The organism is Streptomyces sp. Ag82_O1-12 (genome assembly GCF_900182715.1).
Taxonomy (GTDB): domain Bacteria; phylum Actinomycetota; class Actinomycetes; order Streptomycetales; family Streptomycetaceae; genus Streptomyces; species Streptomyces massasporeus.
Window position 1 is genome coordinate 7193906 of record NZ_FXUW01000001.1, and the last position, 22944, is coordinate 7216849.

Annotated in this window: 19 protein-coding genes; 8 read left to right on the forward strand and 11 right to left on the reverse strand. The window is 71.3% G+C overall.

The annotated features are described in order from the left end of the window. Positions 1-138 precede the first annotated feature (138 nt). The 3 genes from QOL88_RS32800 to QOL88_RS32810 all read left to right on the forward strand — a co-directional run bounded on the left by QOL88_RS32800 (position 139) and on the right by QOL88_RS32810 (position 3668). Positions 139-1857: a glycoside hydrolase family 6 protein gene (locus QOL88_RS32800; protein ID WP_097221866.1), complete on the forward strand. Its 1719-nt coding sequence runs from the start codon at positions 139-141 to the stop codon at positions 1855-1857. Between the two features lie 130 nt (positions 1858-1987). After that, on the forward strand, positions 1988-2881 hold the full coding sequence (locus tag QOL88_RS32805; protein ID WP_097221867.1) for a class I SAM-dependent methyltransferase: 894 nt from the start codon (positions 1988-1990) through the stop codon (positions 2879-2881). A gap of 85 nt (positions 2882-2966) precedes the next feature. Beyond that, positions 2967-3668 (forward strand): SDR family oxidoreductase, encoded by a 702-nt coding sequence (locus QOL88_RS32810; RefSeq protein ID WP_097221868.1) that lies wholly within the window; start codon positions 2967-2969, stop codon positions 3666-3668. A 114-nt stretch (positions 3669-3782) separates the two neighbouring features. Here QOL88_RS32810 and QOL88_RS32815 read toward each other — a convergent pair whose 3' ends face one another. The 3 genes from QOL88_RS32815 to QOL88_RS32825 form a co-directional block, all read right to left on the reverse strand. Next, a complete protein-coding gene (locus QOL88_RS32815; protein ID WP_218892938.1) occupies positions 3783-4574 on the reverse strand; it encodes an aldo/keto reductase in 792 nt (263 codons plus the stop codon). A 157-nt stretch (positions 4575-4731) separates the two neighbouring features. After that, entirely contained in the window at positions 4732-6558 is a 1827-nt protein-coding gene (locus QOL88_RS32820; RefSeq protein ID WP_097221870.1) for an AMP-dependent synthetase/ligase, read from the reverse strand. A gap of 300 nt (positions 6559-6858) precedes the next feature. Then, positions 6859-7737, reverse strand: coding sequence for a LysR substrate-binding domain-containing protein (locus tag QOL88_RS32825; protein WP_097221871.1), 879 nt, complete (start codon positions 7735-7737; stop codon positions 6859-6861). 161 nt (positions 7738-7898) lie between these two features. Here QOL88_RS32825 and QOL88_RS32830 point away from each other — a divergent pair, with 161 nt between their 5' ends. Beyond that, positions 7899-8912, forward strand: a complete 1014-nt coding sequence (locus QOL88_RS32830) for a bile acid:sodium symporter family protein (RefSeq protein WP_257028097.1) — start codon at positions 7899-7901, stop codon at positions 8910-8912. On the opposite strand, the gene QOL88_RS32835 is transcribed toward QOL88_RS32830, so the two are convergent. From QOL88_RS32835 to QOL88_RS32845, 3 genes are all read right to left on the reverse strand, one after another. Next, positions 8848-10083 (reverse strand): DUF5005 domain-containing protein, encoded by a 1236-nt coding sequence (locus QOL88_RS32835; protein ID WP_097221873.1) that lies wholly within the window; start codon positions 10081-10083, stop codon positions 8848-8850. The genes QOL88_RS32830 and QOL88_RS32835 overlap by 65 nt on opposite strands. 11 nt (positions 10084-10094) lie before the next feature. Further along, positions 10095-11966 (reverse strand): sialidase family protein, encoded by a 1872-nt coding sequence (locus tag QOL88_RS32840; protein WP_097221874.1) that lies wholly within the window; start codon positions 11964-11966, stop codon positions 10095-10097. Between the two features lie 140 nt (positions 11967-12106). Further along, positions 12107-13024, reverse strand: coding sequence for a quinone oxidoreductase family protein (locus QOL88_RS32845; protein ID WP_097223284.1), 918 nt, complete (start codon positions 13022-13024; stop codon positions 12107-12109). Positions 13025-13127: 103 nt separating this feature from the next. On the opposite strand from QOL88_RS32845, the gene QOL88_RS32850 reads away from it, so the two are divergent. Beyond that, complete coding sequence (locus QOL88_RS32850; protein WP_097221875.1) at positions 13128-13565, forward strand: MarR family winged helix-turn-helix transcriptional regulator; 438 nt, start codon at positions 13128-13130, stop codon at positions 13563-13565. A gap of 97 nt (positions 13566-13662) precedes the next feature. On the opposite strand, the gene fdhD is transcribed toward QOL88_RS32850, so the two are convergent. Genes fdhD through QOL88_RS32875 form a run of 5 tightly spaced genes read right to left on the reverse strand, consistent with a single transcriptional unit; the run spans position 13663 to position 20098 of the window. Then, positions 13663-14511 (reverse strand): formate dehydrogenase accessory sulfurtransferase FdhD, encoded by an 849-nt coding sequence (fdhD, locus tag QOL88_RS32855; RefSeq protein WP_097221876.1) that lies wholly within the window; start codon positions 14509-14511, stop codon positions 13663-13665. Positions 14512-14518: 7 nt separating this feature from the next. Further along, positions 14519-15379: a 2Fe-2S iron-sulfur cluster-binding protein gene (locus QOL88_RS32860; protein ID WP_097221877.1), complete on the reverse strand. Its 861-nt coding sequence runs from the start codon at positions 15377-15379 to the stop codon at positions 14519-14521. Further along, positions 15376-17199: an NAD(P)H-dependent oxidoreductase subunit E gene (locus QOL88_RS32865; protein ID WP_097221878.1), complete on the reverse strand. Its 1824-nt coding sequence runs from the start codon at positions 17197-17199 to the stop codon at positions 15376-15378. The genes QOL88_RS32860 and QOL88_RS32865 overlap by 4 nt, the downstream gene beginning before the upstream one ends. Positions 17200-17204: 5 nt before the next feature. Then, on the reverse strand, positions 17205-19130 hold the full coding sequence (locus QOL88_RS32870) for a molybdopterin oxidoreductase family protein (protein WP_097221879.1): 1926 nt from the start codon (positions 19128-19130) through the stop codon (positions 17205-17207). After that, positions 19127-20098, reverse strand: a complete 972-nt coding sequence (locus tag QOL88_RS32875) for a 2-dehydropantoate 2-reductase (RefSeq protein ID WP_097221880.1) — start codon at positions 20096-20098, stop codon at positions 19127-19129. The genes QOL88_RS32870 and QOL88_RS32875 overlap by 4 nt, the downstream gene beginning before the upstream one ends. A gap of 230 nt (positions 20099-20328) precedes the next feature. Here QOL88_RS32875 and QOL88_RS32880 point away from each other — a divergent pair, with 230 nt between their 5' ends. The 3 genes from QOL88_RS32880 (at position 20329) to QOL88_RS32890 (ending at position 22913) form a co-directional block, all read left to right on the forward strand. Then, positions 20329-21660, forward strand: a complete 1332-nt coding sequence (locus QOL88_RS32880; protein ID WP_097221881.1) for an OFA family MFS transporter — start codon at positions 20329-20331, stop codon at positions 21658-21660. After that, positions 21629-21769, forward strand: a complete 141-nt coding sequence (locus QOL88_RS32885) for an MFS transporter small subunit (RefSeq protein WP_179879022.1) — start codon at positions 21629-21631, stop codon at positions 21767-21769. The genes QOL88_RS32880 and QOL88_RS32885 overlap by 32 nt, the downstream gene beginning before the upstream one ends. Before the next feature lie 205 nt (positions 21770-21974). Continuing rightward, positions 21975-22913 carry a beta-ketoacyl-ACP synthase III gene (locus tag QOL88_RS32890; protein ID WP_097221882.1) on the forward strand — a complete coding sequence of 313 codons (939 nt, stop codon included), beginning with the start codon at positions 21975-21977 and terminating at the stop codon, positions 22911-22913. The last annotated feature ends 31 nt before the right edge of the window (positions 22914-22944 follow it).

Below are 22944 nucleotides of genomic sequence, written 5' to 3' on the forward strand. Positions count from 1 at the left end.
ACAGTCGCACGCCCCGCGTCGGCCGCGTACGGCGCCCGCATCGGCTCCGCCATGCCCGCGAAAGCCTCACCGCACCTCTCAACCCCCCACGGACCCGCGGAAATCTCAAGGAACCCAACGGAAGAGGGACCCCCACTCATGAGCCGTACGAGAACCGCGTTACTGGCCGCCATGGCCCTGGTCGCCGGCGTGACCGGCACCGCGTTCGCCGTCGACCCGGGCAGCGCCGGCATCGCCGCAGTCCCCTGCACCGTCGACTACAAGATCCAGAACCAGTGGAGCACCGGCTTCACCGCCGCCGTGACCGTCACCAACAACAGCGCCGCCAAGTCCTCGTGGTCGCTGAAGTGGTCGTACGCCGGCAACCAGAAGGTCACCAGCGGCTGGAACGCCAAGCTCAGCCAGAGCGGTGCCGCCGTCACCGCCGCCAACGAGACCTACAACGCCCAGCTGGCGACCGGCGGTTCCGTGAGCTTCGGCTTCCAGGGCAGCTACAGCGGCAGCAACGCGATCCCGGCCACCTTCACCCTCGACGGCGTGACCTGCAACGTCGACGGCGGCCCGGGCGACCCCACGGATCCGCCGGACCCGGGCGGCCCGTCCAGCCGGGTGAACAACCCCTACGAGGGCGCGAAGGTGTACGTCAACCCGGAGTGGTCCGCGAACGCCGCTGCCGAGCCGGGCGGCAGCCGGGTCGCCAACCAGCCGACCGGAGTATGGCTGGACCGCATCGCCGCGATCAACGGCGCCGGCGGAAAGATGGGCCTGCGCGACCACCTCGACGAGGCGCTGCGCCAGAAGGGGTCCGGCGAGCTCGTCGTCCAGTTCGTGATCTACAACCTGCCCGGCCGGGACTGCTCCGCCCTCGCCTCCAACGGCGAGCTGAAGGCCGACGAGATCGGCCGCTACAAGACGGACTACATCGACCCGATCAAGGCGATCCTCGCCGACCCGAAGTACGCCTCGCTGCGGATCGTCACCACGGTCGAGATCGACTCGCTGCCGAACCTCGTCACCAACACCGGCAGCCGCCCGACGGCCGTCCCGCAGTGCGACGTGATGAAGGCCAACGGCAACTACGTCAAGGGCGTCGGCTACGCGCTCAACAAGCTCGGCGACGTGCCCAACGTCTACAACTACGTCGACGCGGGGCACCACGGCTGGATCGGCTGGGACGACAACTTCGGACCCACCGCCACCATCATGAAGGAGGCGGCGACCGCCGAGGGCGCCACGGTGAACGATGTCCACGGCTTCATCACCAACACGGCGAACTACAGCGCCCTGAAGGAGAACAACTTCACCATCAACGACACCGTGGCCGGCAAGTCGGTCCGCGAGTCGAAGTGGGTCGACTGGAACCGTTACGTCGACGAGCTGTCCTACGCCCAGGCCTTCCGCAGCCAACTGGTCTCGGCGGGCTTCGACTCGAACATCGGCATGCTGATCGACACCTCCCGCAACGGCTGGGGCGGCGCCGCACGGCCCACCGGACCGGGCGCGACCACCAGCGTCGACACCTATGTCGACGGCGGGCGGTACGACCGTCGCTTCAACACCGGCAACTGGTGCAACCAGTCCGGAGCCGGCCTCGGCGAGCGCCCGAAGGCCGCCCCTGCCGCGGGAATCGACGCGTATGTGTGGATGAAGCCGCCGGGGGAGTCCGACGGGGCGAGCAAGCAGATCCCCAACGAGGAGGGCAAGGGCTTCGACCGGATGTGCGACCCGACCTATACGGGCAACCCGCGCAACAACAACAACATGTCCGGTGCCCTGCCGGACGCGCCGCTGTCCGGGCAGTGGTTCTCCGCCCAGTTCCGGCAGCTGATGCAGAACGCGTACCCGCCGCTGTCCTGACCGGTCTGTACTGATCCGCTGATCCGCCGGGGCTCCCGCCCCGGCGGATTTTGCGGGACCGGCAACAGCACTGGCCTCTGATCGGTGCGTCGGCGCACGCTGACCGCATCCGAGCGAGAGGCTGACCACCATGGCGCACGACCACGACCACAAGCCCGCGCATTCCCACCATCACGAGCACACCGACCTCGACTGGGCCGAGATGGGCCCGATGCTGGAGTCCTCGGCGGAACTGTTCGCCTCCCTGTACGAACGGGCCCTGGGCTGGCTCGCGAAGGAGGTGACCGAGCCGGGCTTGATCGTCGACGTGGGCAGCGGGCCGGGTGTCGTGGCGTGCCTGTTCGCGGAGACGTTCCCGGGCGCGCGGATCGTGGCCGTGGACGGCTCCGAGCCGCTGCTGGAACGAGCGCGGGCACGGGCCGGGCGGCAGGGAGTCGCCGACCGCTTCGGAACCCTGACCGGTGAACTCCCCGATGTGCTCGGCGAGTTGGACTATCCGGCGGACCTGCTGTGGGCGAGTCGCAGCCTGCACCACCTCGGTGACCAGCGGGCGGCGCTCGCCGCGTTCGCGGCCCGACTGGCCCCCGGCGGCACGCTCGCCCTCATGGAGGGCGGTCTGCCTCCGCGGTTCCTGCCGCGCGACTTCGGCATCGGCCGGCCCGGTCTCCAGGCGCGGATCGACGCGGTGGAGGCGGAGTGGTTCACCAGGATGCGCACCGAGCTGCCCGGCCACGTGGCGGAGACCGAGAACTGGCCGGCCCTGCTCGCCGCCGCGGGTCTGAAGCACACGAGGTCGCACAGCTTCCTGCTCGACCTCCCGGCGCCCGCCTCCGACCGGGCGCGTGCGTATGTCGTGGCGTCCCTGTCGTTCATGCGCGACAAGCTCGCCGAGGGGCTCGACGCCGAGGACCTGTCGACCGTGGACCGTCTGCTCGACCCGGACGACGAGGCGAGCCTGCACCACCGTCCGGACGTGTTCGTTCTGGAGGCCCACACGGTCCACACCGCGGTCCGGCCTGCCTAGCGACGGCCCGCCCTTGACTTCGAGAGCGCTCCAACTGATGGACTCCCCCCTCATCGCACACCGGCCCACATCACAGGGGGAATCCATGTCCGACTCTCAGGTCGCGCTCATCACCGGCGGCGGCAGTGGAATCGGTGCCGCTGTCGCACGGCAACTGCTGGACGCCGGGCACCGGGTGGCCGTTACCGGGCGGGGGGAGGAGCGGCTGCGCGCGTTCGCCGAGGAGCTGGGGCGGCCCGACGGGCTGCTGACGCTCGTCGGTGACACCGCCGAGTACGACGACGTCCGCTCGGCGGTCGACAGCACCCTCAAGGCGTTCGGACGGCTGGACACCGTCGTGGCCAACGCCGGTTCCGCCACCCACGACACGGTCGCCGAGGGGGACCCGGACGGCTGGCGGGACATGGTGCTGACCAACGTCCTCGGGCCCGCCCTGCTGATCCGGGCGTCCATCGACGCGCTGAAGGAGACCCGCGGCCGGATCGTGCTGGTCGGCAGCGTCGCCGGGTTCGTGCACGGACCCGGCAACCTCTACGGGGCCACGAAGTGGGCCGTGACCGGGCTCGCCGAGAACACCCGGCGGCAGGTGACCGAGTGGGGCGTGGGCGTCACCCTGGTCGCGCCGGGCCGGACGGAGACCCCCTTCTGGGACTCCTACGGCAGCCTCCCGCCCGGCCATCTCCTCACGGCCGGGCAGATCGCCGACTCGGTGGTCTGGGCGATCCGCCAGCCGGCCGGTGTCGATGTCAACACCGTCGTCATACGGCCGGTGGGCCAGCCGGTCTGAGACGGCGGAAACGACAGCGCCCCGGCCCGGAGCCCCGTCGTGGGGCCCGGGGCGGGGCGCTGTCGGTGCTCCGGCCCTGTGAGGGATTCCGGACCCGGGCGCCGCCGGTACGGCTCAGGCGCCGTTGAACTCCGCCGGGTCCGGGCCGATGCGGCGGTCCTCGTTCAGGGCGCTGATCGCGGCCAGGTCCTCGTCGTCGAGGCTGAAGTCGAAGACCTCGATGTTCTCCTTGATCCGCGACGGCGTCACGGACTTCGGGATCACCACGTTGCCCAGCTGGATGTGCCAGCGCAGCACGACCTGGGCCGGGGTGCGCTCGTGCTTGCGGGCGATGGCGACGATCGCCGGGACCTCCAGCAGCCCCTTGCCCTGGCCGAGCGGCGACCAGGCCTCCGTGGCGATGCCCTGCTCCGCGTGGTACGCGCGGGAGGCGCTCTGCTGCAGGTGCGGGTGCAGCTCGATCTGGTTCACCGCCGGGACGACCGAGGTCTCACCGATCAGCTTCTGAAGGTGCTCGGGAAGGAAGTTGGAGACGCCGATGGCCCGGATCCGGCCGTCGGCGTGCAACTTCTCGAACGCCTTGTAGGTGTCGACGTACAGACCGCGCTCCGGCGTCGGCCAGTGGATCAGGTACAGGTCGACGAAGTCCAGGCCGAGCTTCTCCAGCGACGTGTCGAAGGCGCGCAGCGTGGAGTCGTACCCCTGGTCGGCGTTCCAGAGCTTCGTGGTGACGAAGAGCTCCTCGCGGGGGACGCCGGAGCCGGCGATGGCCTTGCCGGTGCCCTCCTCGTTGCCGTAGATCGCCGCTGTGTCGATGCTGCGGTACCCGGCCTCCAGCGCCGTCGCGACGGCCGTCTCGGCCTCGTCGTCCGGCACCTGCCAGACGCCGAAGCCCAGCTGGGGCATCTCGACGCCGTTGTTCAGGATGATCGGGGGGACCTTGCTCACGAGCTCTCGATCCTTCGGTAAGTGGTCAGGTGTACTACCCATCGTCAACGATCACGGGCGGTGATGCATTCCTGACGGGAGTTTCCGAAGCCACACCTGCCCCGCGAGGCGGACGTCACGCCCGGTAGAGCGCTTCGACCTCGTTCTCGTAGGCCTTCTCGATCGCCTTCCGCTTCAGCTTCAGGGAGGGGGTCAGCAGCCCGTGCTCCTCGGTGAACGGCTGGGCGAGTATCCGGAAGGTGCGGATCGACTCGGCCTGCGAGACGAGGGTGTTGGCGGCGACCACCGCGCGGCGCACCTCCGTCTCCAGATCCGCGTCGCGCACCAGCTCCGCGGGGGACATCCGCGGCTTGGCCCGCATGGCCAGCCAGTGCTCCACGGCCTCCTGGTCGAGGGTGACCAGGGCGGCGATGTACGGGCGGTCGTTGCCCACGAGGATGCACTGGTTGACCAGCGGATGGTCCCGGACGCGTTCCTCCAGCACTCCGGGCGAAACGCTCTTCCCACCTGAGGTGACCAGGATCTCCTTCTTGCGGCCGGTGATGGTGAGGAAGCCGTCCTCGTCCAGCGCGCCGAGGTCACCGGTGGCGAGCCAGCCGTCGTGCAGGGTCGCGTCGGTGGCCTTCTGGTTGTTGAGGTACCCCTGGAAGACGTTCTCGCCGTGCAGCCAGATCTCGCCGTCGTCCGCGATGTGCACGGTCATGCCGGGAATGGGCTGCCCGACCGTGCCGAAGCGGGTGCGCCCGGGCGGGTTGGCGGTCGCGGCGGCGGTGGTCTCCGTCAGGCCGTAGCCCTCGTAGATGTGCACGCCCGCCCCGGCGAAGAACAGCCCGAGCCGGCGATCCATCGCCGATCCGCCGGACATGGCGTGCTTGATGCGGCCGCCCATCGCGGAGCGGATCTTGGTGTAGACGAGCTTGTCGAACAGCTGGTGCTGCATCCGCAGGCCCGCCGACGGGCCGGGACCGGTGCCCCAGGCCTTGGCCTCCATCGCGTCCGCGTACTTGATGGCGACGTCGACGGCCTTCTCGAAGGGACCGGAGCGGCCCTCCTTCTCGGCCTTGCGACGGGCCGCGTTGAACACCTTCTCGAAGATGTACGGCACGGCCAGGAAGAACGTCGGCTTGAACGCGGCCAGGTCCGGCAGCAGGGCCGCGGCGTTCAGCTGCGGCTGATGGCCGAACTTCACCTTGCCGCGAATGCCGGCGACCTGGACCATGCGCCCGAAGACATGCGCGAGCGGCAGGAACAGCAGGGTCGCCGCCTCGTCGCCGCGCTTGGAGTGGAACACCGGCTCCCAGCGCTCGATGACGGTGTCCGCCTCGTACATGAAGTTGCCGTGCGTGATGACGCAGCCCTTGGGGCGGCCGGTCGTGCCCGAGGTGTAGATGATCGTAGCGACCGAGTCGGGTGTCACGGCCTGCCGGTGGCGGTGCACCACCTCGTCGTCGAGATGCGCGCCCGCGTCGTACAGCTCGTGCACGGCCCCGGAGTCGAGCTGCCACAGGCGGCGCAGCTGGGGCAGCCGGTCGATGACGGTGGCGATCGTCATGGCGTGGTCCTCGTGCTCCACGACCGCGGCCGTCACCTCGGCGTCGTACAGCATCCAGAAGCACTGCTCGGCCGAGGACGTCGGGTAGACCGGCACGACCTGGGCGCCGATCGTCCACAGCGCGTAGTCGAAGAGGGTCCACTCGTAGCGCGTACGGGACATGATCGCGACCCGGTCGCCGAACCGGATGCCGCTCGCCAGCAGACCCTTGGCCAGGGCGAGCACCTCGTCGCGGAACTCGGCGGCCGTGACATCCCGCCACTGCCCCTCGTCGTCCTTGCGGCCCAGCGCGATGTGCAGCGGGTCCTCCTGGGCATGCTGGAAGACCACGTCGGCCAGCCCGCCCACCGGAGGTGCCAACGCCAACGGAGGGTTGGAAAACTCGCGCAAACCCCGCTCCCCGCTCCTCAGCGCTTCAGTCGAGTGACGCCCCGCACAGCGCCGTGAAAGCTACCCCAACCGGCCAGGGGGCGGGAGGGGGTACGAAGGCGAGCGGCCCTCTCGTATGCGCTGGTCAGTCAGGGAAAAAGCGCTCACATGGGGAAGGGTCGGACACAATCCTGACGGTTGAGTAAGTTTCGGTGCCGTAATCTCCACCGAATCTGTACGAGTCCGGGCGCGGCGCGCCGCGCCGTCGCGCCGTGCCTCTTCTGTCAGCGGGAGGGCGGCGGATTCTGTCACTCCGCTTCGTCACAGCCCCTTGCGCTCGCTGCGGTGCAGACGGTCCCCACCTGCCAGGATCGCCGCCGCCAGGGCGTCCGCCGCGCCCTGGGCGGAGGGCCGGCGCCGGCCGTGGACGAGAACGAAGTCGACCTGCCCCAGCTCCGGCAGCCCCGCCCGGTCCGGGACCCGGACCAGTCCCGGCGGGATGAGACCCCGCGAGTGGGCCATCACCCCGAGACCGGCCCGGGCCGCCGCGACGAGACCGTTGAGGCTCCCGCTGGTGCACACCACGCGCCAGTCCCGGCCCTGCCGCTCCAGGGCCTCCAGGGCGAGCGCGCGGGTGATGCCCGGCGGCGGGTAGACGATGAGCGGCACCGGACGGTCCGGGTCGAGCCGGAGCCGCTCCGCGCCGATCCACACCAGCCGGTCGTGCCGGACCAGCTCGCCCCGCGGGTCCTCGGGGCGCCGCTTGGCCAGAACAAGGTCCAGCTTCCCGGCGGCCAGCTGCTCGTGCAGCGTGCCCGACAGCTCGACCGTCAGCTCCAGGTCGACCTCCGGATGCTCGTGCCGGAAGCCCTCCAAAATCTCGGGCAGCCGGGTCAGCACGAAGTCCTCAGAGGCGCCGAAGCGCAGCCGGCCGCGCAACCGGGTACCCGTGAAGAACGCCGCCGCCTGCTCGTGCACCTCCAGGATCCGGCGCGCGAAGCCGAGCATGGCCTCGCCGTCCTCCGTCAGCTCCACCGAGTGCGTGTCCCGGGTGAACAGCGTGCGCCCGGCGGCGTCCTCCAGCCGCCGCACGTGCTGGCTGACCGTCGACTGCCGCAGCCCGAGCCGCCGCGCGGCCTGGGTGAAGCTCAGCGTCTGCGCCACCGACAGGAACGTGCGCAGATGGGACGGGTCGTACATGCCTCCCACGTTATCGCGAAACGCGATGACAGTGAGAGCCGTATACGGGATTCCCGATCGCCGGAGCGGGGAGCAGGATGGAAGGGGGCCGCTGCGGCCCCGGACCGACCGAAGTACCAAGCAAGTGGAGCACCGTGAAACACCTGCGCTGGCCGAGCCGGCTGCCGATCGACCCCTACATCCTGCTGCTCCTCGGGACGGTGGGCCTCGCCGCGCTGTTCCCGGCACGCGGGTCGGCCGCGGACGTCGCCTCCGGTGCCTCCACGGCGGCGGTCGCCCTCCTCTTCTTCCTGTACGGGGCCCGGCTGTCCACTCGTGAGGCGCTCGACGGGCTGCGCCACTGGCGGCTCCACGTCACCGTCCTGGCCTGCACCTTCCTGGTCTTCCCGCTGCTCGGGCTCGCGGCCCGCGGGCTGGTGCCGGTGATCCTGACGCACCCGCTCTACCAGGGCCTGCTCTTCCTCACGCTCGTCCCGTCGACCGTGCAGTCGTCGATCGCCTTCACCTCGATCGCCCGCGGCAACGTGCCCGCCGCGATCTGCGCCGGCTCCTTCTCCTCCCTCGTCGGCATCGTCGCCACCCCGCTGCTCGCGGCCTCGCTGCTCGGCGGCAACGGCGGCGGCTTCTCCGCCGATGCACTGCTGAAGATCGTGCTGCAACTGCTGGTGCCGTTCCTCGCCGGGCAGCTGCTGCGCCGCTGGATCGGCGGCTTCGTCGCACGCCACAAGAAGGTCCTCGCCCTCGTGGACCGCGGCTCGATCCTGCTCGTCGTCTACACCGCGTTCAGCGCGGGCATGGTCCAGGGCATCTGGCACCAGGTCAGCCCCGCCCGGCTCGGCGGCCTGGTCGTCGTCGAGGCCGTGATCCTCGCCGTGATGCTGCTGCTGACCTGGTACGGCGGCAAGGCGCTGGGCTTCGGCCGGGCGGACCGGATCGCGATCCAGTTCGCCGGCTCGAAGAAGTCCCTGGCCGCCGGGCTGCCCATGGCGAGCGTCCTGTTCGGCGCGCAGGCGGCGCTGGCCGTGCTGCCGCTGATGCTCTTCCACCAGATGCAGCTGATCGTGTGCGCGGTGATCGCCAAGCGGCGGGCCCGGGAAGCCGCGGCGCAGGTCACCGGGCCGCAGACAGTCGCAACGACACGAACCGCGGTCGGTACAGGGACACGTTCCGGCTGAGCTGGGCGGCGGCGCCCGTCGTCTCCAGCCAGTTGACGTCGTAGCTCAGCACGAGCCGCCCGTCGCCGCTCAGCACCGGATGCGCCTGCGGGTTGTAGGCGGCGACCTGTCCCTGGGGCAGCGGCGGGCTGAACTCCTTCGCCGGACCGTGCCAGGGCCCGGCGGGCGAGCAGGCCCAGTAGGACGCGATCGTGGTCAGCCCCTTCGGGCCGGCGGCCATCGTGAACAGCACGTAGGTGCCGCCCTCCCGGGCCACCGAGAACGCGCTGCCCACGCCCTTGTGCCGCCCGTCCCCGAGCACCGGCCGGGGGCGGGCGCCGGGCACCCACGCCGAACCGCTCCAGTACTGCCATGCCGACGGATCGCCGAGCGCGCCCTTGGGCACCCGGGCCGCGTACGCGTGCGAGGCGGGCCGGGAGGCGGCCCGGCCGTCGTCGCCGCCGAACACATAGGTCCAGCCGTCCTCCTCGACCAGCGTGGTACCGAACAGCACCCGCCGGGACGGGTCGGGGACCAGTTGCTGGCCAAGCACCTCGACGATCGACTCCAGCCGCAGGCCGGGCAGCGACAGCGTGGCGACCTCGGTGGCGGTGGGCACGCCGTAGATCCAAGGGGCCTGTCCTGCCGTGCGCACCCACAGCAGCACCCGGACGACCTGTTCCGAGGAGCCGGGGGAGCGGGGTTCGACGCGGGCGGCCACCGGCCAGCGCCACCGGTTCGGTGCCGGGTCGGCGAACAGCGGGGCGGGCAGGGTGGTGTCGAGCCGGCCGTCGCGCATCAGCACCGCCGAGTTGCGCACCAGCGGCGTGCCGGCGTCCCGCCAGGCGTAGGACTCGCCGTGCGGGTTGGGCGGGCCGTACACCCGGCCCAGATAGGTGTCCGAGAACAGCCACAGCACCCGCCCGTCCGGCAGCCGCACCGAGTGGGTGCCGTCGCCGCCGGTCCAGTCGTCCGTGCGGCCCGCGTCGTCGCCGTAGCGGGCGAACTCGGCGGTGAGGCCGTCGTCCGCCTTCCAGGAGCCGACGGTGAGCGCCTGGCAGGTGTCGTCGTCCGAACCGTGGTCGCCGGGCAGGGCGATGAGCAGTACGGCGCCGAGAACCAGGACCAGCAGCAGGCCGATCCCGGTTCCCGTGCGCTGTCGTGCTCGTGCTGCTCCTGAGTCGTCGGGCACGTTCCGTGACGTTAGTTGCTGCCGCTCACCTGGTCCATGGGGAGCCACAGCACCGTGCCCCGGGATGCCGCGCCCGACGCGCCGGAGGCCAACTCCTGGTCGCTCAGCGCGCGGTTCCACACCCGGACGTCGTCGATCGCCCCCGTGAGGAACGCCCGGCTGTCCATGCGCTGGCCGATGTGCACGCCGAAGGGGGAGTTGCGGCTGACCGAGCCCGGCACATCGGCGGTGCCGATCGCCTCGCCGTCGAGGAAGAGCGTCAACCGCCCTCCGCCGCGGCGCAGCGCCAGATGGTGCCAGCGGCCGTCGTTGTGGGCGCCGTCGGCCGACACCGAGGCGGACCTGACGGTCGTCGCGCCGGACCGGGTGGTGATCAGCCCCCGGACCCGGTTGCCCGCTGGTTCGCCCCGCAGCCAGATCTGCGGCTGGGTGGTGCCGATGCCGCCCATCCACAAGAAGGGCTGTTCGCCGGTCGTGGCGGTGTAGCGGAAGTGCAGCGAGGCCGTGAAGTCCCCTTCGCCGAGCGGGAGCCGGGACCGGTAGGGCAGCCGTACGGCGTCGTCGGTGCCGTCGAACGACAGCGCACCGCCACGGACACCGGCCGTGCGCCCGGCGCCGCCGAGCACCGCCGCGGGCTTGGCGCCCGCCGCCGCGTCGCGCGTGGTCGGGTCGGCGCCCCGGCGCGGCTTCAGCCAGTCCTCGGTGAAGCGGGCGAAGCGGATCTCATCGCGCGCGTCGACCGCGCCGCCCTCGTACAGCAGGCCCACCGCCCCGCCGCCCACGGCCGTCATGTCGGAGTAGCCGGACCAGTCCGTGGTGACGACCGTGCCCCGGTCCACGCTCTCCCAGGTGCGCCCGCCGTCGTAGGAGGAGCGGACCATCATCGTGCGGCGGCGGTCGGGGTCGGCCGGAGCTGACAGCAGCATCCGGTCGCCGAGGCGCACGATCGCGCCCTGGACCTGCGGGGTGTACAGGTCGGGGAGGTCGCGGAACGGCGTGGCGAAACTGTCGCCGCCGTCCGTGCTGACGGTCTGGGAGCGGTGGCCCAGGTCGGTGCCGTCCTGCTCCCGGCCGCTGACGAGCAGGGCGCCGTCGGGGCGTTCGGTGAGCGTCACCTCGGACGGCTTCTGCCGGAACACCCCGTCCTGCCCTATGGGCCAGGTGTCCGTGGCGCCGACGCGCCAGGAGTCGCCGCCGTCGTCGCTGACGACGAGCGCGGCGTGGTTGGCGGAGACCCGGCGGCCGTTCCACGTCTCGGTGTTCACGCCGAACACCAGCCGCCCGGCGTGCTTGCCGCGGGTCAGCTGGATGCCGTGCACGGGACCGGTCGCGTACCAGGAGTTCCAGTGCTCTGGCAGGATCTCGTCGCTCAGATCGCGCGGCTTTGACCAGGTCCGGCCGTCGTCGTCGCTGTACTGCAGGTGCGGGGTGCGGTCGCAGGGGACGGTGCAGTTGCCGGCGTCCGTGCGGCCGGTGTTGTACGTCTCGGCCAGCAGGATCCGGCCCGTGCCGCGGTCCACGATCGGCGCCGGGTTGCCGTGTGTGTCGCCCGCGCCCTCGGTGACGACCTGGAGCGGCCCCCAGGTGCGGCCGCCGTCGGTGGAACGCTTGACGACGATGTCGATGTCGGCCGCGTCACCGCAGTTGAGGACGCGGCCCTCGGCGAACGCCAGCAGCGTGCCGCTAATGGTGCGCACGATCGCCGGGATCCGGAAGCAGGCGTAGCCCGGGTCCTGGGACGCTTTGAAGAGCACCTGCTGGTCGAACTGGGGTGATGCGGCCACGGGTTGGCTGTGCGCCGGGGCGATGGGCGCGAGCAGCGTCCCGGCGGCGACGGCGGCTGTCAGGGTGGATCTCAGACGTGCGCGAAGACTTGACGGCATGGTGCGACCTGCCCTTCATGCGTCTGTCGGCTGGACCACCGGGACATGGGAAAAGACATCCGGTCATCCGGACATCCCACGTCCAATGTGTGGGCCACAGACGGTACTTGGGTGCACAGACCCCCCACAAGAAGCGTGCGTCAGGGGATCAGGACGACCTTGCCCAGGTTGGACCGGCCCTCGATCTCCCCGTGCGCCTTGGCCGCGTCCTCCAGGGCGAACTCCCCGTGCACGACCGGCCTGAGCTCCTTCGCGGCGAACAACCGCCACAGTTCCTCGCGCCACCGCTCGTACAACTCCGGCTTGCCGCGGGCGATACGGGCCATCTGGAACCCGATCACCGCCTTGGCGCCCACGAGCAGGTCGTACGCCTGGATGGTGCCGCCGCCCGAGCTGTACGCCACCAGCCTCCCCTCGGGGACGAGCGCGTGCAGGGCCGGGGTGAGCAGCTCGCCGCCGACCGCGTCCAGGACGTAGTCGACCGGGGTGCCCCAGCCGGTGTCGCCGTACGTGATGACGTGGTCGGCGCCGAGGCCCCGGACGAAGTCGGCCTTGGCCGCGTCGGAGACGGCCCCCACGACCCGTCCGGCGCCGCGCGTCCTGGCCAGTTGCAGGGCCAGGTGGCCGACGCCGCTCGCGGCCGCGGTGACCAGGGCCGCCTCGCCCGGCTCGGGGCGGGCCGCCTCCAGGGCGCCGAGGGCGACCAGTCCGCTGCGGACCAGGGCGACCGCGTCGACGGCGCTCGCGTTTGCCGGAACCGGCGAGGCCATGGCCTCGTGCAGCAGCGCGAAGTCGGCGTAGCCGTGACCGAAGCAGAGCCCGGTCACCCGGTCGCCGGTGCCGAAGTCCGAGACGCCCTCGCCGACGGCCACGACCTCGCCGGCGATCTCGCCGCCGAGCGGGACGGGCTCCTCCGCCTCGGTGACCTTGCGGACGACCGGGAGCGTCACGCCGATGGCCTCCGCGCGCACGAGCAGCTCTCCGGGGCCGGGTCGGGGGAGCGGTGCCTCCTCCACGAACAGGGGGCCGCCTCGGGATTCGTAGCGGACGCGGCGCATCGCACCTCCGGGGTCGTGGGTGGTCCCCATGAATTCATTGGGGAGCCCAACGGTATAGGAGGATCATAGGAAGAACCAACGATTTTGTGGTTAGGCTGCGCCCATGTCGGAAGCCCCCCTCCCCGCGATCCGCTCCCTGCCCAGCTGGCTGCTCGGCCGTGCCGCCGCCCGCGGCCGGGCCCTGGTGGCCGAGGCGCTGGCCGCGGAGGACATGCGGATGTGGCACCACGTGGTGCTGTCCGCCGTCCGCGACCTCGCACCCGTCGCCCAGGCCGACCTCGGCCGCGGGGTCCGGCTGGACCCCAAGGACCTGGTCGGCGTGCTCAACGACCTCCAGTCGGCCGGCCTGGTGGTCCGCGAGCCCGACCCGAAGGACCGTCGCAAGAACGCGGTGTCCCTCACGGAGCGGGGAGCACGGCTGCTGAAGCGGTGCGAGAAGGCGGCCCGCGCCGCCAACGACGAACTGCTCGCACCGCTGTCCGCGGCGGAGCGGGAGCAGTTCATGGCGATGCTGCTCCGGATATCCGCCACGGCCGACTAGGCGGGACGCCCCGGGCAGGCCGAGACGGGGCCCCTGCGGCGCAGGGGGCGCTCCCCGCCGGTCGGGGCCCCGCCGCCGTGCCGCGGGAAGGACCTGCTCAGCCCTGGGCGGCCGCGGCCCGCACAGCGATCCGGTCCTCACCCGCGTACACGTTCATGGAGCTGCCCCGCAGGAAGCCCACCAGCGTCAGGCCCGTCTCGGCGGCCAGGTCCACCGCCAGCGAGGACGGCGCCGACACCGCCGCCAGCACGGGGATGCCCGCCATCACGGCCTTCTGCGCCAGCTCGAAGGAGGCCCGGCCCGAGACGAGCAGGACCGTCCGGGACAGCGGCAGCTCCCCGTTCTGCAGGGCACGGCCGACCAGCTTGTCGACCGCGTTGTGCCGGCCCACGTCCTCCCGGACGTCCAGCAGCTCGCCCTCTTCCGAGAACAGGGCCGCCGCGTGCAGGCCCCCGGTCCGGTCGAAGACCCGCTGGGCCGCGCGCAGCCGGTCGGGGAGGCTCGCGAGCAGCTCGGGGGAGATCCGGACCGGGGGAGTGTCGGCGATGGGCCACCGGGCCGTGGTGCGCACCGCGTCCAGCGACGCCTTGCCGCACAGCCCGCAGGAGGACGTGGTGTAGACGTTGCGCTCCAGCGTGATGTCGGGGATGACCACCCCCGGGGCCGTCTTCACATCGACCACGTTGTACGTGTTCGAGCCCTCGGCCGTCGCTCCGGCGCAGTAGACGATGTTGTGCAGGTCCTGCTGCCCGGCCAGCACCCCCTCGCTCACCAGGAACCCCGCGGCCAGCGCGAAGTCGTCACCCGGGGTGCGCATGGTGATCGCCAGGGGCTTGCCGTTGAGCCGGATCTCCATCGGCTCCTCGGCGACGAGCGTGTCCGGGCGGCCGGAGACCACCCCGTCCCGGATGCGGATCACCTTGCGTCGTTCCGTGACTCGTCCCATGTCCCGATCAGTCCCGGTTCTGTACGTGCTGGTAGCCGAAGCGGCCCTTGATGCAGAGGTTGCCGTGGGTCACCGGGTTGTCGTGCGGCGAGGTGACCTTCACGATCTCATTGTCCTGCACGTGCAGCGTCAGGTTGCAGCCCACTCCGCAGTACGCGCACACCGTGGTCGTCTCCGTCTGCCGCGACTCGTCCCAGGTGCCCGCCGCGCGCATGTCGAACTCGGACTTGAAGGACAGCGCGCCCGTGGGGCACACCTCGATGCAGTTCCCGCAGTACACGCACGCCGAGTCGGTCAGCGGCGCGTCGTGCTCCACGGCGATCCGGGCGTCGAAACCGCGCCCGGCGACCGAGATCGCGAACGAGTTCTGCCACTGGTCGCCACAGGCGTCGACGCACTTGTAGCAGAGGATGCACTTGTCGTAGTCGCGCACGTACAGGTCGTTGTCGACCTTCGGCTCCTCGTTGAGGCGGGCCGCGTCCGGGCCGAAGCGGTCCGGCTTCGCCTCGTACTCCTTGAGCCACCCGGCGACCTTCGGCGTCGTCGACAGGTCGACCGACGACGCGAGCAGCTCCAGGACGACCTTGCGGCTGTGCCGGGCGCGCTCGGTGTCCGTGCGGACCTCCATGCCCGGCTCGGCCTTGCGGGAGCAGGCCGGGACCAGCGTCCTGGCCCCCTCGACCTCGACGACGCAGACGCGGCAGGCGTTCTTGGGGCGCAGGGTGTCGCCCTCGCACAGGATCGGGATGTCCTTCCCGGCCGCCCGGCAGGCGTCCAGGATGGTCGAGCCCTCGGGGACCCGGGCCTCCTCGCCGTCGATGGTGAACTCCAGCATGCGGCGCGGGATCCCCAGCGGTGTGACGGTCATTCGTACGCCCCCAGACGGTCGATGGCGGATTCCACGGCGTTCCACGCGGTCTGCCCCAGACCGCAGATCGAGGCGTCCCGCATGGCGCGGCCGACCTCCCGCAGCAGCGCGATGTCCCCGGCGGCGTCGGCGCCCGTGCGCTCCACGATCCGGTGCAGTGCCTCCTCCTGCCGCACCGTCCCGACCCGGCAGGGCACGCACTGCCCGCACGACTCGTCGCGGAAGAACTCCGCGATGCGCAGCAGCAGCCGGGGCAGGGGCACGCTGCCGTCGAAGGCCAGGACGACCCCCGAGCCGAGCGTCGTGCCCGCCTCCCGCGTCCCTTCGAAGGTGAGCGGCACGTCCACCTCGTCGGCTCGTACGAAACCGCCGGCGGCCCCGCCGAGCAGCACCGCCCGCAGTCCCTCGCGCACCCCGGCCAGCGTGAGCACCTCGCCCAGCGTCGCGCCGAACGGCACCTCGTAGACGCCGGGCCGCTCCACACTCCCGGACACGCAGAACAGCTTCGGACCGGTGGAGCGCCCGGTGCCGATCGCCGCGTACGCCGGGGCGCCCATGGTCAGGATCGGCAGGACGTTGACCAGCGTCTCGACGTTGTTCTCGACCGTCGGCTTGCCGAACAGGCCCTTCTCCACCGGGAACGGGGGCTTGGAGCGAGGCTCGCCCCGGTAGCCCTCGATGGAGTTGAACAGGGCCGTCTCCTCACCGCAGATGTAGGCGCCCGCGCCGCGCCGGATCTCGATGTCGAAGGCGTAGCCCTGCCCGAGGACGTCGTCGCCGAGCAGTCCGCGCGCACGAGCCTGCGTGATCGCGTGCTCCAGCAGGTGCAGGGCGCGCGGGTACTCGCCGCGCAGATACAGGTAGCCCCGGTGGGCGCCGGTGGCGTACCCGGCGATCGTCATCGCCTCGACGAGCGCGTACGGGTCGCCCTCCATGAGCACCCGGTCCTTGAAGGTGCCAGGCTCCGACTCGTCGGCGTTGCAGACGAGGTAGTGCGGATGGTCGGGCTGCGACGCCGTCGCCTGCCATTTGCGGCCGGTGGGAAAGGCGGCGCCGCCGCGCCCGACCAGGCCCGAGTCGCTGACCTCGCGGATGACCCCGGCGGGACCCAGCTCGAAGGCCCGGCGCAGGGCGGTGTAACCGCCGTGGGCGCGGTAGTCGTCGAGGGACGACGGGTCGACCACGCCGACGCGGTGCAGCAGCATCAGCCCGTCCTGTCCCGCCTGGGGCACCGCCAGCGCGGCCTGCGGCTCCTCGGGCGCTGAGCCGGGCGAGGACGCGGCGAGCACGGCCTCCTCGACGGTCGCCGGCGCCGAGACCGCCGTACGGACGGGATCCCCGGCCTTGATCGCGAGCGCGGCCGGGGCCCGTTCGCACAGGCCCAGGCACGGGCTGCGCTCGACGCTCACCCCGCTGCCGAGGCCCAGCCGCGCCTCGATCCCGGCACACAGCTCCGGCGCCCCGGCCGCCGCGCACGCCAGGTCCGTGCACACGTGGAGCACGGTCGCCGGACGGGGCTTGACCGAGAACATGGCGTAGAAGGTGGCGACCCCGTAGGCCTCCGCCGGCGGCACCGTCAGCCGCCGGCACAGGTAGTCCAGGGCGCCCTCGCTGATCCAGCCGATCCGGTCGTTGACGGCGTGCAGCCCCGGCAGCAGCAGGTCGCGGCGGTCCCGGGCCTCGCGTCCGCCACGCGCCCACCTCAGATCGGCGTCGGAACGGTCGGCGCCCTCCCAGGAGGACTCCGGCGGCCCGAGCAGGGCGTCGACGGCCGCCCGCTCCTCGTCCGTCGGCTTGCTGTCACCGAAGTGCAGGTCCACTTACGTCACCCCACGATGGTCGCGATGGGCAGCTTCTCGATCCGGATCGCCGACGCCTTGAACTCCGCCGTCCCCGCGATCGGGCAGTTCGCCTCGATCGTCAGCTGGTTGGTGTCCACCTCGTCCGGGAAGTGCATGGTCATGAAGGCGAGCCCCGGCCGCAGCGCGGTGTCCACCCACACCGGCGCGGTCACCGACCCGCGCCGCGAGGTCACCTGGACGTGCTCGCCGACCACGACCCCGTGACGCTCGGCGTCCTCCGGGCTCAGCTCGATGAACTCGCCGCGCCGCAGTGGCGAGGCGTAACCGCCGCTCTGCACCCCGGTGTTGTACGAGTCGAGCCGCCGTCCGGTGGTGAGCCGGATTGGGTACCGCTCGTCGGTGAGGTCCACGGGCGGGTCGTGCTGCACGATCCCGAACGGCGCGAGCGGGCCGCGCCGCGCCGGGTCGGAATCCCACAACCGCCCGTGCAGATACGTCGGTTCGATCCCGTTCGTGCTCGGGCAGGGCCACTGGATGCCCTGGTGCTCCTCCAGACGCTCGTACGTCATGCCGTAGTGGTCGGGCGAGACGGACCTCAGTTCGTTCCACACGGTCTCGGCGTCGGCGTACTTCCAGTCGTGCCCGAGCCGGGCCGCGAGGTCGCAGATGATGTCGATGTCCTCGCGGGCCTCGCCGGGCGGGGCGACGGCCTTGCGGACGCGCTGGACGCGCCGCTCGCTGTTGGTGGTCGTGCCGTCGGTCTCCGCCCAGCCTGCGGTGGCCGGCAGGACGACGTCCGCGAGCTGGGCCGTCTTCGTGAGGAAGATGTCCTGCACGACCAGGAAGTCCAGGGCATTCAGCCGCCGTACGGCCTGCTCGCTGTCCGCCTCGGACTGCGCGGGGTTCTCGCCGATGCAGTAGACGGCCTTGAGCGTGCCGTCCTCCATCGCCTCGAACATCTCCGTGAGGTTCAGGCCGTAGTGCGGCCGGATCACGGTGTCCCAGGCCGACTCGAACTTCAGACGAACGCCGGCGTCCAGGATGTCCTGGAAGCCGGGCAGCCGGTTGGGGATCGCGCCCATGTCGCCGCCGCCCTGTACGTTGTTCTGCCCGCGCAGGGGCTGCAGGCCCGAGCCGTAGCGGCCGACGTGCCCGGTGAGCAGCGACAGGTTGATCAGGGCGCGGACGTTGTCGGTGCCGTTGTGGTGCTCGGTGATGCCCAGGGTCCAGCACAACTGGGCCCGCTCGGCACGGCCGTAGGCGTGCGCCAGCTCCCGGATCGCCGCCGCCGGTACGCCCGTCACCTTCTCGGCGAGCGACAGCGTCCACGGCTCGACCAGGGCCTTGTACTCCTCGAAGCCGGTCGTGGCCCGCTCGATGAACGCCTCGTTCGCGAGCCCCGCGTGGATGATCTCGCGGCCGATCGCGTGCGCCATCGGGATGTCCGTGCCGACGTTGAGCCCCATCCAGCTCTCCGCCCACTCGGCGGTCGACGTCCGGCGCGGATCGACCGCGTACATCCGGGCGCCGTTCCTGACGCCCTTCAGCACGTGCTGGAAGAAGATCGGGTGCGCGAACCGGGCGTTGGAGCCCCACATCACGATGACGTCGGTGTGCTCGATCTCCTCGTACGACGACGTCCCGCCGCCCGAGCCGAACGCCGCCGACAGGCCCGCCACGCTCGGGGCGTGACAGGTGCGGTTGCAGGAGTCGACGTTGTTGGTGCCCATGACGACCCGGGCGAACTTCTGCGCCACGTAGTTCATCTCGTTGGTGGCGCGGGCGCAGCTGAACATGCCGAAGGCGTCGCGGTTGCGCCCGAGGCCCCGGGCGGCCCGGTCCAGGGCCTCCTCCCAGGTGGCCTGCCGGAACGGCTCGTCGCGGGAGTCCCGGACGAGCGGGTGGGTGAGCCGGGTGTAGGTCGTGGGGGTCCGGTCGCGTTTCCTCATGCGGCGCTCCTCAGCGCGAGCAGGTCCGAGATGGCGTGCACGGTGCGCAGGGTGGGCACCTCCACGCCGGTGATCTCCGCCAGTTCGACGACCGCCGCGAGCAAGACGTCGAGTTCGAGCGGTTTGCCGCGCTCCAGGTCCTGGAGCGTGGAGGTGCGGTGGTCGCCGACCCGCTCGGCACCGGCGAGCCGGCGTTCGACGGTGACACCGACCTCGCAGCCGAGGGCCTCGGCGACCGCCAGCGTCTCGGTCATCATGATCTCGATGACCTTGCGGGTGCCGCCGTGCAGGCACATCTGCCGCATGGTCGCGCGGGCCAGGGCGCTGATCGGGTTGAAGGAGATGTTGCCGAGCAGCTTGACCCAGATGTCGCTGCGCAGGTCCGGTTCGACGGGGCACTTCAGCCCGCCCGCCTGCATGGCCTCGCTGAACGCGAGGCAGCGCGCGGAGCGGCTGCGGTCCGGCTCGCCGACGGAGAATCTCGTGCCCTCCAAGTGCCGTACGACGCCCGGCCCTTCGAGTTCGGTCGCCGCGTAGACGACACAGCCGATGGCCCGTTCGGGCGCGAGCACCGCACTGACCGCGCCGCCGGGGTCGACACTCTCGACACGATGGCCGTCGTACGGTCCGCCGTGCCGGTGAAAGTACCACCAGGGGATGCCGTTCTGGGCCGCGACGACCGAGGTCGTCTCGTGCAGCAAGGGCGCGATCAGCGGCCCGCACGCCGCGTACGCGTTGGCCTTCAGGCCCAGGAAGACATGGTCGACCGGGCCGACGTCGGCCGGGTCGTCGGTGGCGTGGGGGTGCGCGGTGAAGTCGCCGCGTGGGCTGCGCACCCGGACTCCGTGCTGCCTCATGGCCGCCAGATGCGGTCCACGGGCGATGAGATGCACCTCGGCGCCCGCGCGGTGGAGCGCGGCGCCGACGTAGGCGCCGATGGCACCGGCGCCGAGAACTGCGACTTTCACGGGAACACTCCGTTCGGTTTGAGGGATACCGCGGAGGTGGCTGCCGTCCGGCCGCCCACGGGTCGCGTGGCGCGGACGGCTTGTGTCGACGAAATATTGTCTACAGTATGGAGGTTGGGGCGGCAAGGGTCCGTGCGCCGACCGTTCGGCGCATGCCGCATACCGTTCACCGCATACGGTCGACGCCGCGTCTTCTCAACTCCCGCGCGGATCCCTACCGTCCGGGGTTCATGAGTCCCCCAGTCGCGCCCCCGGGCTGGAGCCGCTGGCTCGTCCCGCCCGCCGCTCTCTCCGTACATCTCTCCATCGGCCAGGCCTACGCCTGGAGCGTGTTCAAACCGCCCCTGGAGTCCGCGCTCGGTCTCAGCGGCACCCAGAGCGCGCTGCCCTTCCAGCTGGGCATCGTCATGCTCGGCCTGTCCGCCGCGTTCGGCGGCACCCTCGTGGAGCGCAACGGCCCGCGCTGGGCGATGACCGTCGCGCTGCTCTGCTTCTCCTCCGGCTTCCTGCTCTCCGCGCTGGGCGCGTCCCTGGAGCAGTACTGGCTGATCGTCCTCGGCTACGGCTTCGTCGGCGGCATCGGTCTCGGTATCGGCTACATCTCGCCCGTCTCCACGCTGATCAAGTGGTTCCCGGACCGGCCCGGCATGGCCACCGGCATCGCCATCATGGGCTTCGGCGGCGGCGCGCTCATCGCCTCGCCGTGGTCGGCCCAGATGCTGGAGTCGTTCGGCAGCGACAGCGCCGGCATCGCGCTGGCCTTCCTGGTGCACGGGCTGTCGTACGCGGTGTTCATGCTGCTGGGTGTGCTGTTGGTCCGGGTGCCCCGCACCGAGAAGCCCGTGGTGAGCGGTCCCGGTGTCCTCGCGGGCCCGCAGGTCTCCGCGAAACGGGCGCTGCGCACCCCACAGTTCTGGCTGCTGTGGATCGTGCTCTGCATGAACGTCACCGCCGGCATCGGCATCCTGGAGAAGGCCGCGCCGATGATCACGGACTTCTTCGCGGACACCTCCACCCCGGTGTCGGTGACGGCCGCCGCCGGCTTCGTCGCGCTGCTGTCCGCGGCGAACATGGCCGGCCGTATCGGCTGGTCCTCGACGTCCGACCTCATCGGCCGAAAGAACATCTACCGCGTCTACCTGGGCGCCGGCGCCCTGATGTACGCCCTCATCGCCCTGTTCGGGGACTCCTCCAAACCGCTGTTCGTCCTGTGCGCGCTGGTCATCCTCTCCTTCTACGGCGGTGGTTTCGCCACGGTTCCGGCCTATCTGAAGGATTTGTTCGGTACGTACCAGGTCGGCGCCATCCACGGGCGGCTGCTCACCGCCTGGTCCACGGCCGGGGTGCTCGGACCGCTGATCGTGAACTGGATCGCCGACCGGCAGGAGGAGGCGGGCCGGCACGGCGCGTCCCTGTACGGGCTGTCGTTCGTCATCATGATCGGGCTGCTCGTCGTCGGCTTCGTCGCCAACGAACTGGTGCGGCCCGTCGACCCCCGCCACCACGTCCCCGCCCCGAAGGAGGCCGCCCATGTCGAGCGACAGCAGTCAGAGCCCGCCTAACCCGGACCGGCGGTGGCTGATCGCCCTCGCCTGGGTGTGGGTGGGCGCACCGCTCGCCTACGGGCTGTACGAACTCGTCCGCAAGGCGACGCAGCTGTTCACCGGCTAGGGGCCGGGGCGCGAGTGGGAGCCGGGGCGCGGGCAGGAGGAGGCGGTGGTGGGTGGGCGTTCGACAGGTGTCCGGGCGTCCGAGCTCCTGACCGAAGCTGACAACCCCGGCGCCGGTTTCCTGTCGCCTTGGCTGCCGTCGTACCCGTGAGTCACTGATCAGACTGGTGGATCCGCTACCCAAGGCAACGAGGGGGATCCACCCAATGAACGGCTCGCGCATCGCCGCCGTCGGCCACTACCAGCCCGCCAAGGTCCTCACCAACGAGGACCTGGCGGACCTGGTGGACACCAGTGACGAGTGGATCAGGAGCCGGGTGGGCATCCGCACGCGTCACATCGCCGGACCCGACGAGCCGGTCGACGAGCTGGCCGCCCACGCCGCCGCCAAGGCCCTCGCCGCCGCCGGACTGACCCCGGCGGACATCGACCTGGTGCTGGTCGCCACCTCCACGGCTGTCGACCGCTCGCCCAACATGGCGGCCAGGGCCGCGGCCCGCCTGGGCATCCCGCAGGCCGCCACCATGGACCTCAACGTCGTGTGCGCGGGCTTCACCCACGCCCTGGCCACCGCCGACCACGCCGTCCGCGCGGGGGGCGCGAGCCGGGTGCTGGTCATCGGGGCCGACAAGATGTCCGAGGTGACCGACTGGAGCGACCGCACCACATGCGTGCTCGTCGGCGACGGGGCCGGGGCCGCGGTGGTCGAGGCCTCCGGAGAGCCGGCCATCGGACCGGTGCTGTGGGGCTCGGTTCCCGAGATGGGCAACGCGGTGCGCATTGAGGGCACTCCGCCGCGCTTCGCACAGGAAGGGCAGAGCGTCTACCGCTGGGCCACCACACAGCTGCCGCCCATCGCGCGCCGGGCCTGCGAGCGGGCCGGGCTGGAGCCGGCCGACCTCGCCGGAGTGGTGCTGCACCAGGCGAACCTGCGCATCATCGAACCCCTCGCGGAGAAGATCGGCGCCGTCAACGCGGTCGTCGCGCGCGATGTGACGGAGTCCGGCAACACCTCGGCCGCGAGCATCCCGCTGGCCTTCTCGAAGCTGGTCGAGCAAGGGGCGCTCACCACGGGCGATCCGGTGCTGCTGTTCGGCTTCGGCGGGAACCTGTCGTACGCGGGGCAGGTCGTGCGCTGCCCCTGACCGGCACTGCATGGCCCTGAGCGGCACTGCG

Coding starts and splice junctions, on each gene's coding strand:
- QOL88_RS32800 (WP_097221866.1), top strand. CDS start 139: ATGAGCCGTACGAGAACCGCGTTACTGGCCGCCATGGCCCTGGTCGCC.
- QOL88_RS32805 (WP_097221867.1), top strand. CDS start 1,988: ATGGCGCACGACCACGACCACAAGCCCGCGCATTCCCACCATCACGAG.
- QOL88_RS32810 (WP_097221868.1), top strand. CDS start 2,967: ATGTCCGACTCTCAGGTCGCGCTCATCACCGGCGGCGGCAGTGGAATC.
- QOL88_RS32815 (WP_218892938.1), bottom strand. CDS start 4,574: ATGCCCCAGCTGGGCTTCGGCGTCTGGCAGGTGCCGGACGACGAGGCC.
- QOL88_RS32825 (WP_097221871.1), bottom strand. CDS start 7,737: ATGTACGACCCGTCCCATCTGCGCACGTTCCTGTCGGTGGCGCAGACG.
- QOL88_RS32840 (WP_097221874.1), bottom strand. CDS start 11,966: ATGCCGTCAAGTCTTCGCGCACGTCTGAGATCCACCCTGACAGCCGCC.
- QOL88_RS32845 (WP_097223284.1), bottom strand. CDS start 13,024: ATGCGCCGCGTCCGCTACGAATCCCGAGGCGGCCCCCTGTTCGTGGAG.
- QOL88_RS32850 (WP_097221875.1), top strand. CDS start 13,128: ATGTCGGAAGCCCCCCTCCCCGCGATCCGCTCCCTGCCCAGCTGGCTG.
- fdhD (WP_097221876.1), bottom strand. CDS start 14,511: ATGGGACGAGTCACGGAACGACGCAAGGTGATCCGCATCCGGGACGGG.
- QOL88_RS32860 (WP_097221877.1), bottom strand. CDS start 15,379: ATGACCGTCACACCGCTGGGGATCCCGCGCCGCATGCTGGAGTTCACC.
- QOL88_RS32870 (WP_097221879.1), bottom strand. CDS start 19,130: ATGAGGAAACGCGACCGGACCCCCACGACCTACACCCGGCTCACCCAC.
- QOL88_RS32880 (WP_097221881.1), top strand. CDS start 20,329: ATGAGTCCCCCAGTCGCGCCCCCGGGCTGGAGCCGCTGGCTCGTCCCG.
- QOL88_RS32885 (WP_179879022.1), top strand. CDS start 21,629: ATGTCGAGCGACAGCAGTCAGAGCCCGCCTAACCCGGACCGGCGGTGG.
- QOL88_RS32890 (WP_097221882.1), top strand. CDS start 21,975: ATGAACGGCTCGCGCATCGCCGCCGTCGGCCACTACCAGCCCGCCAAG.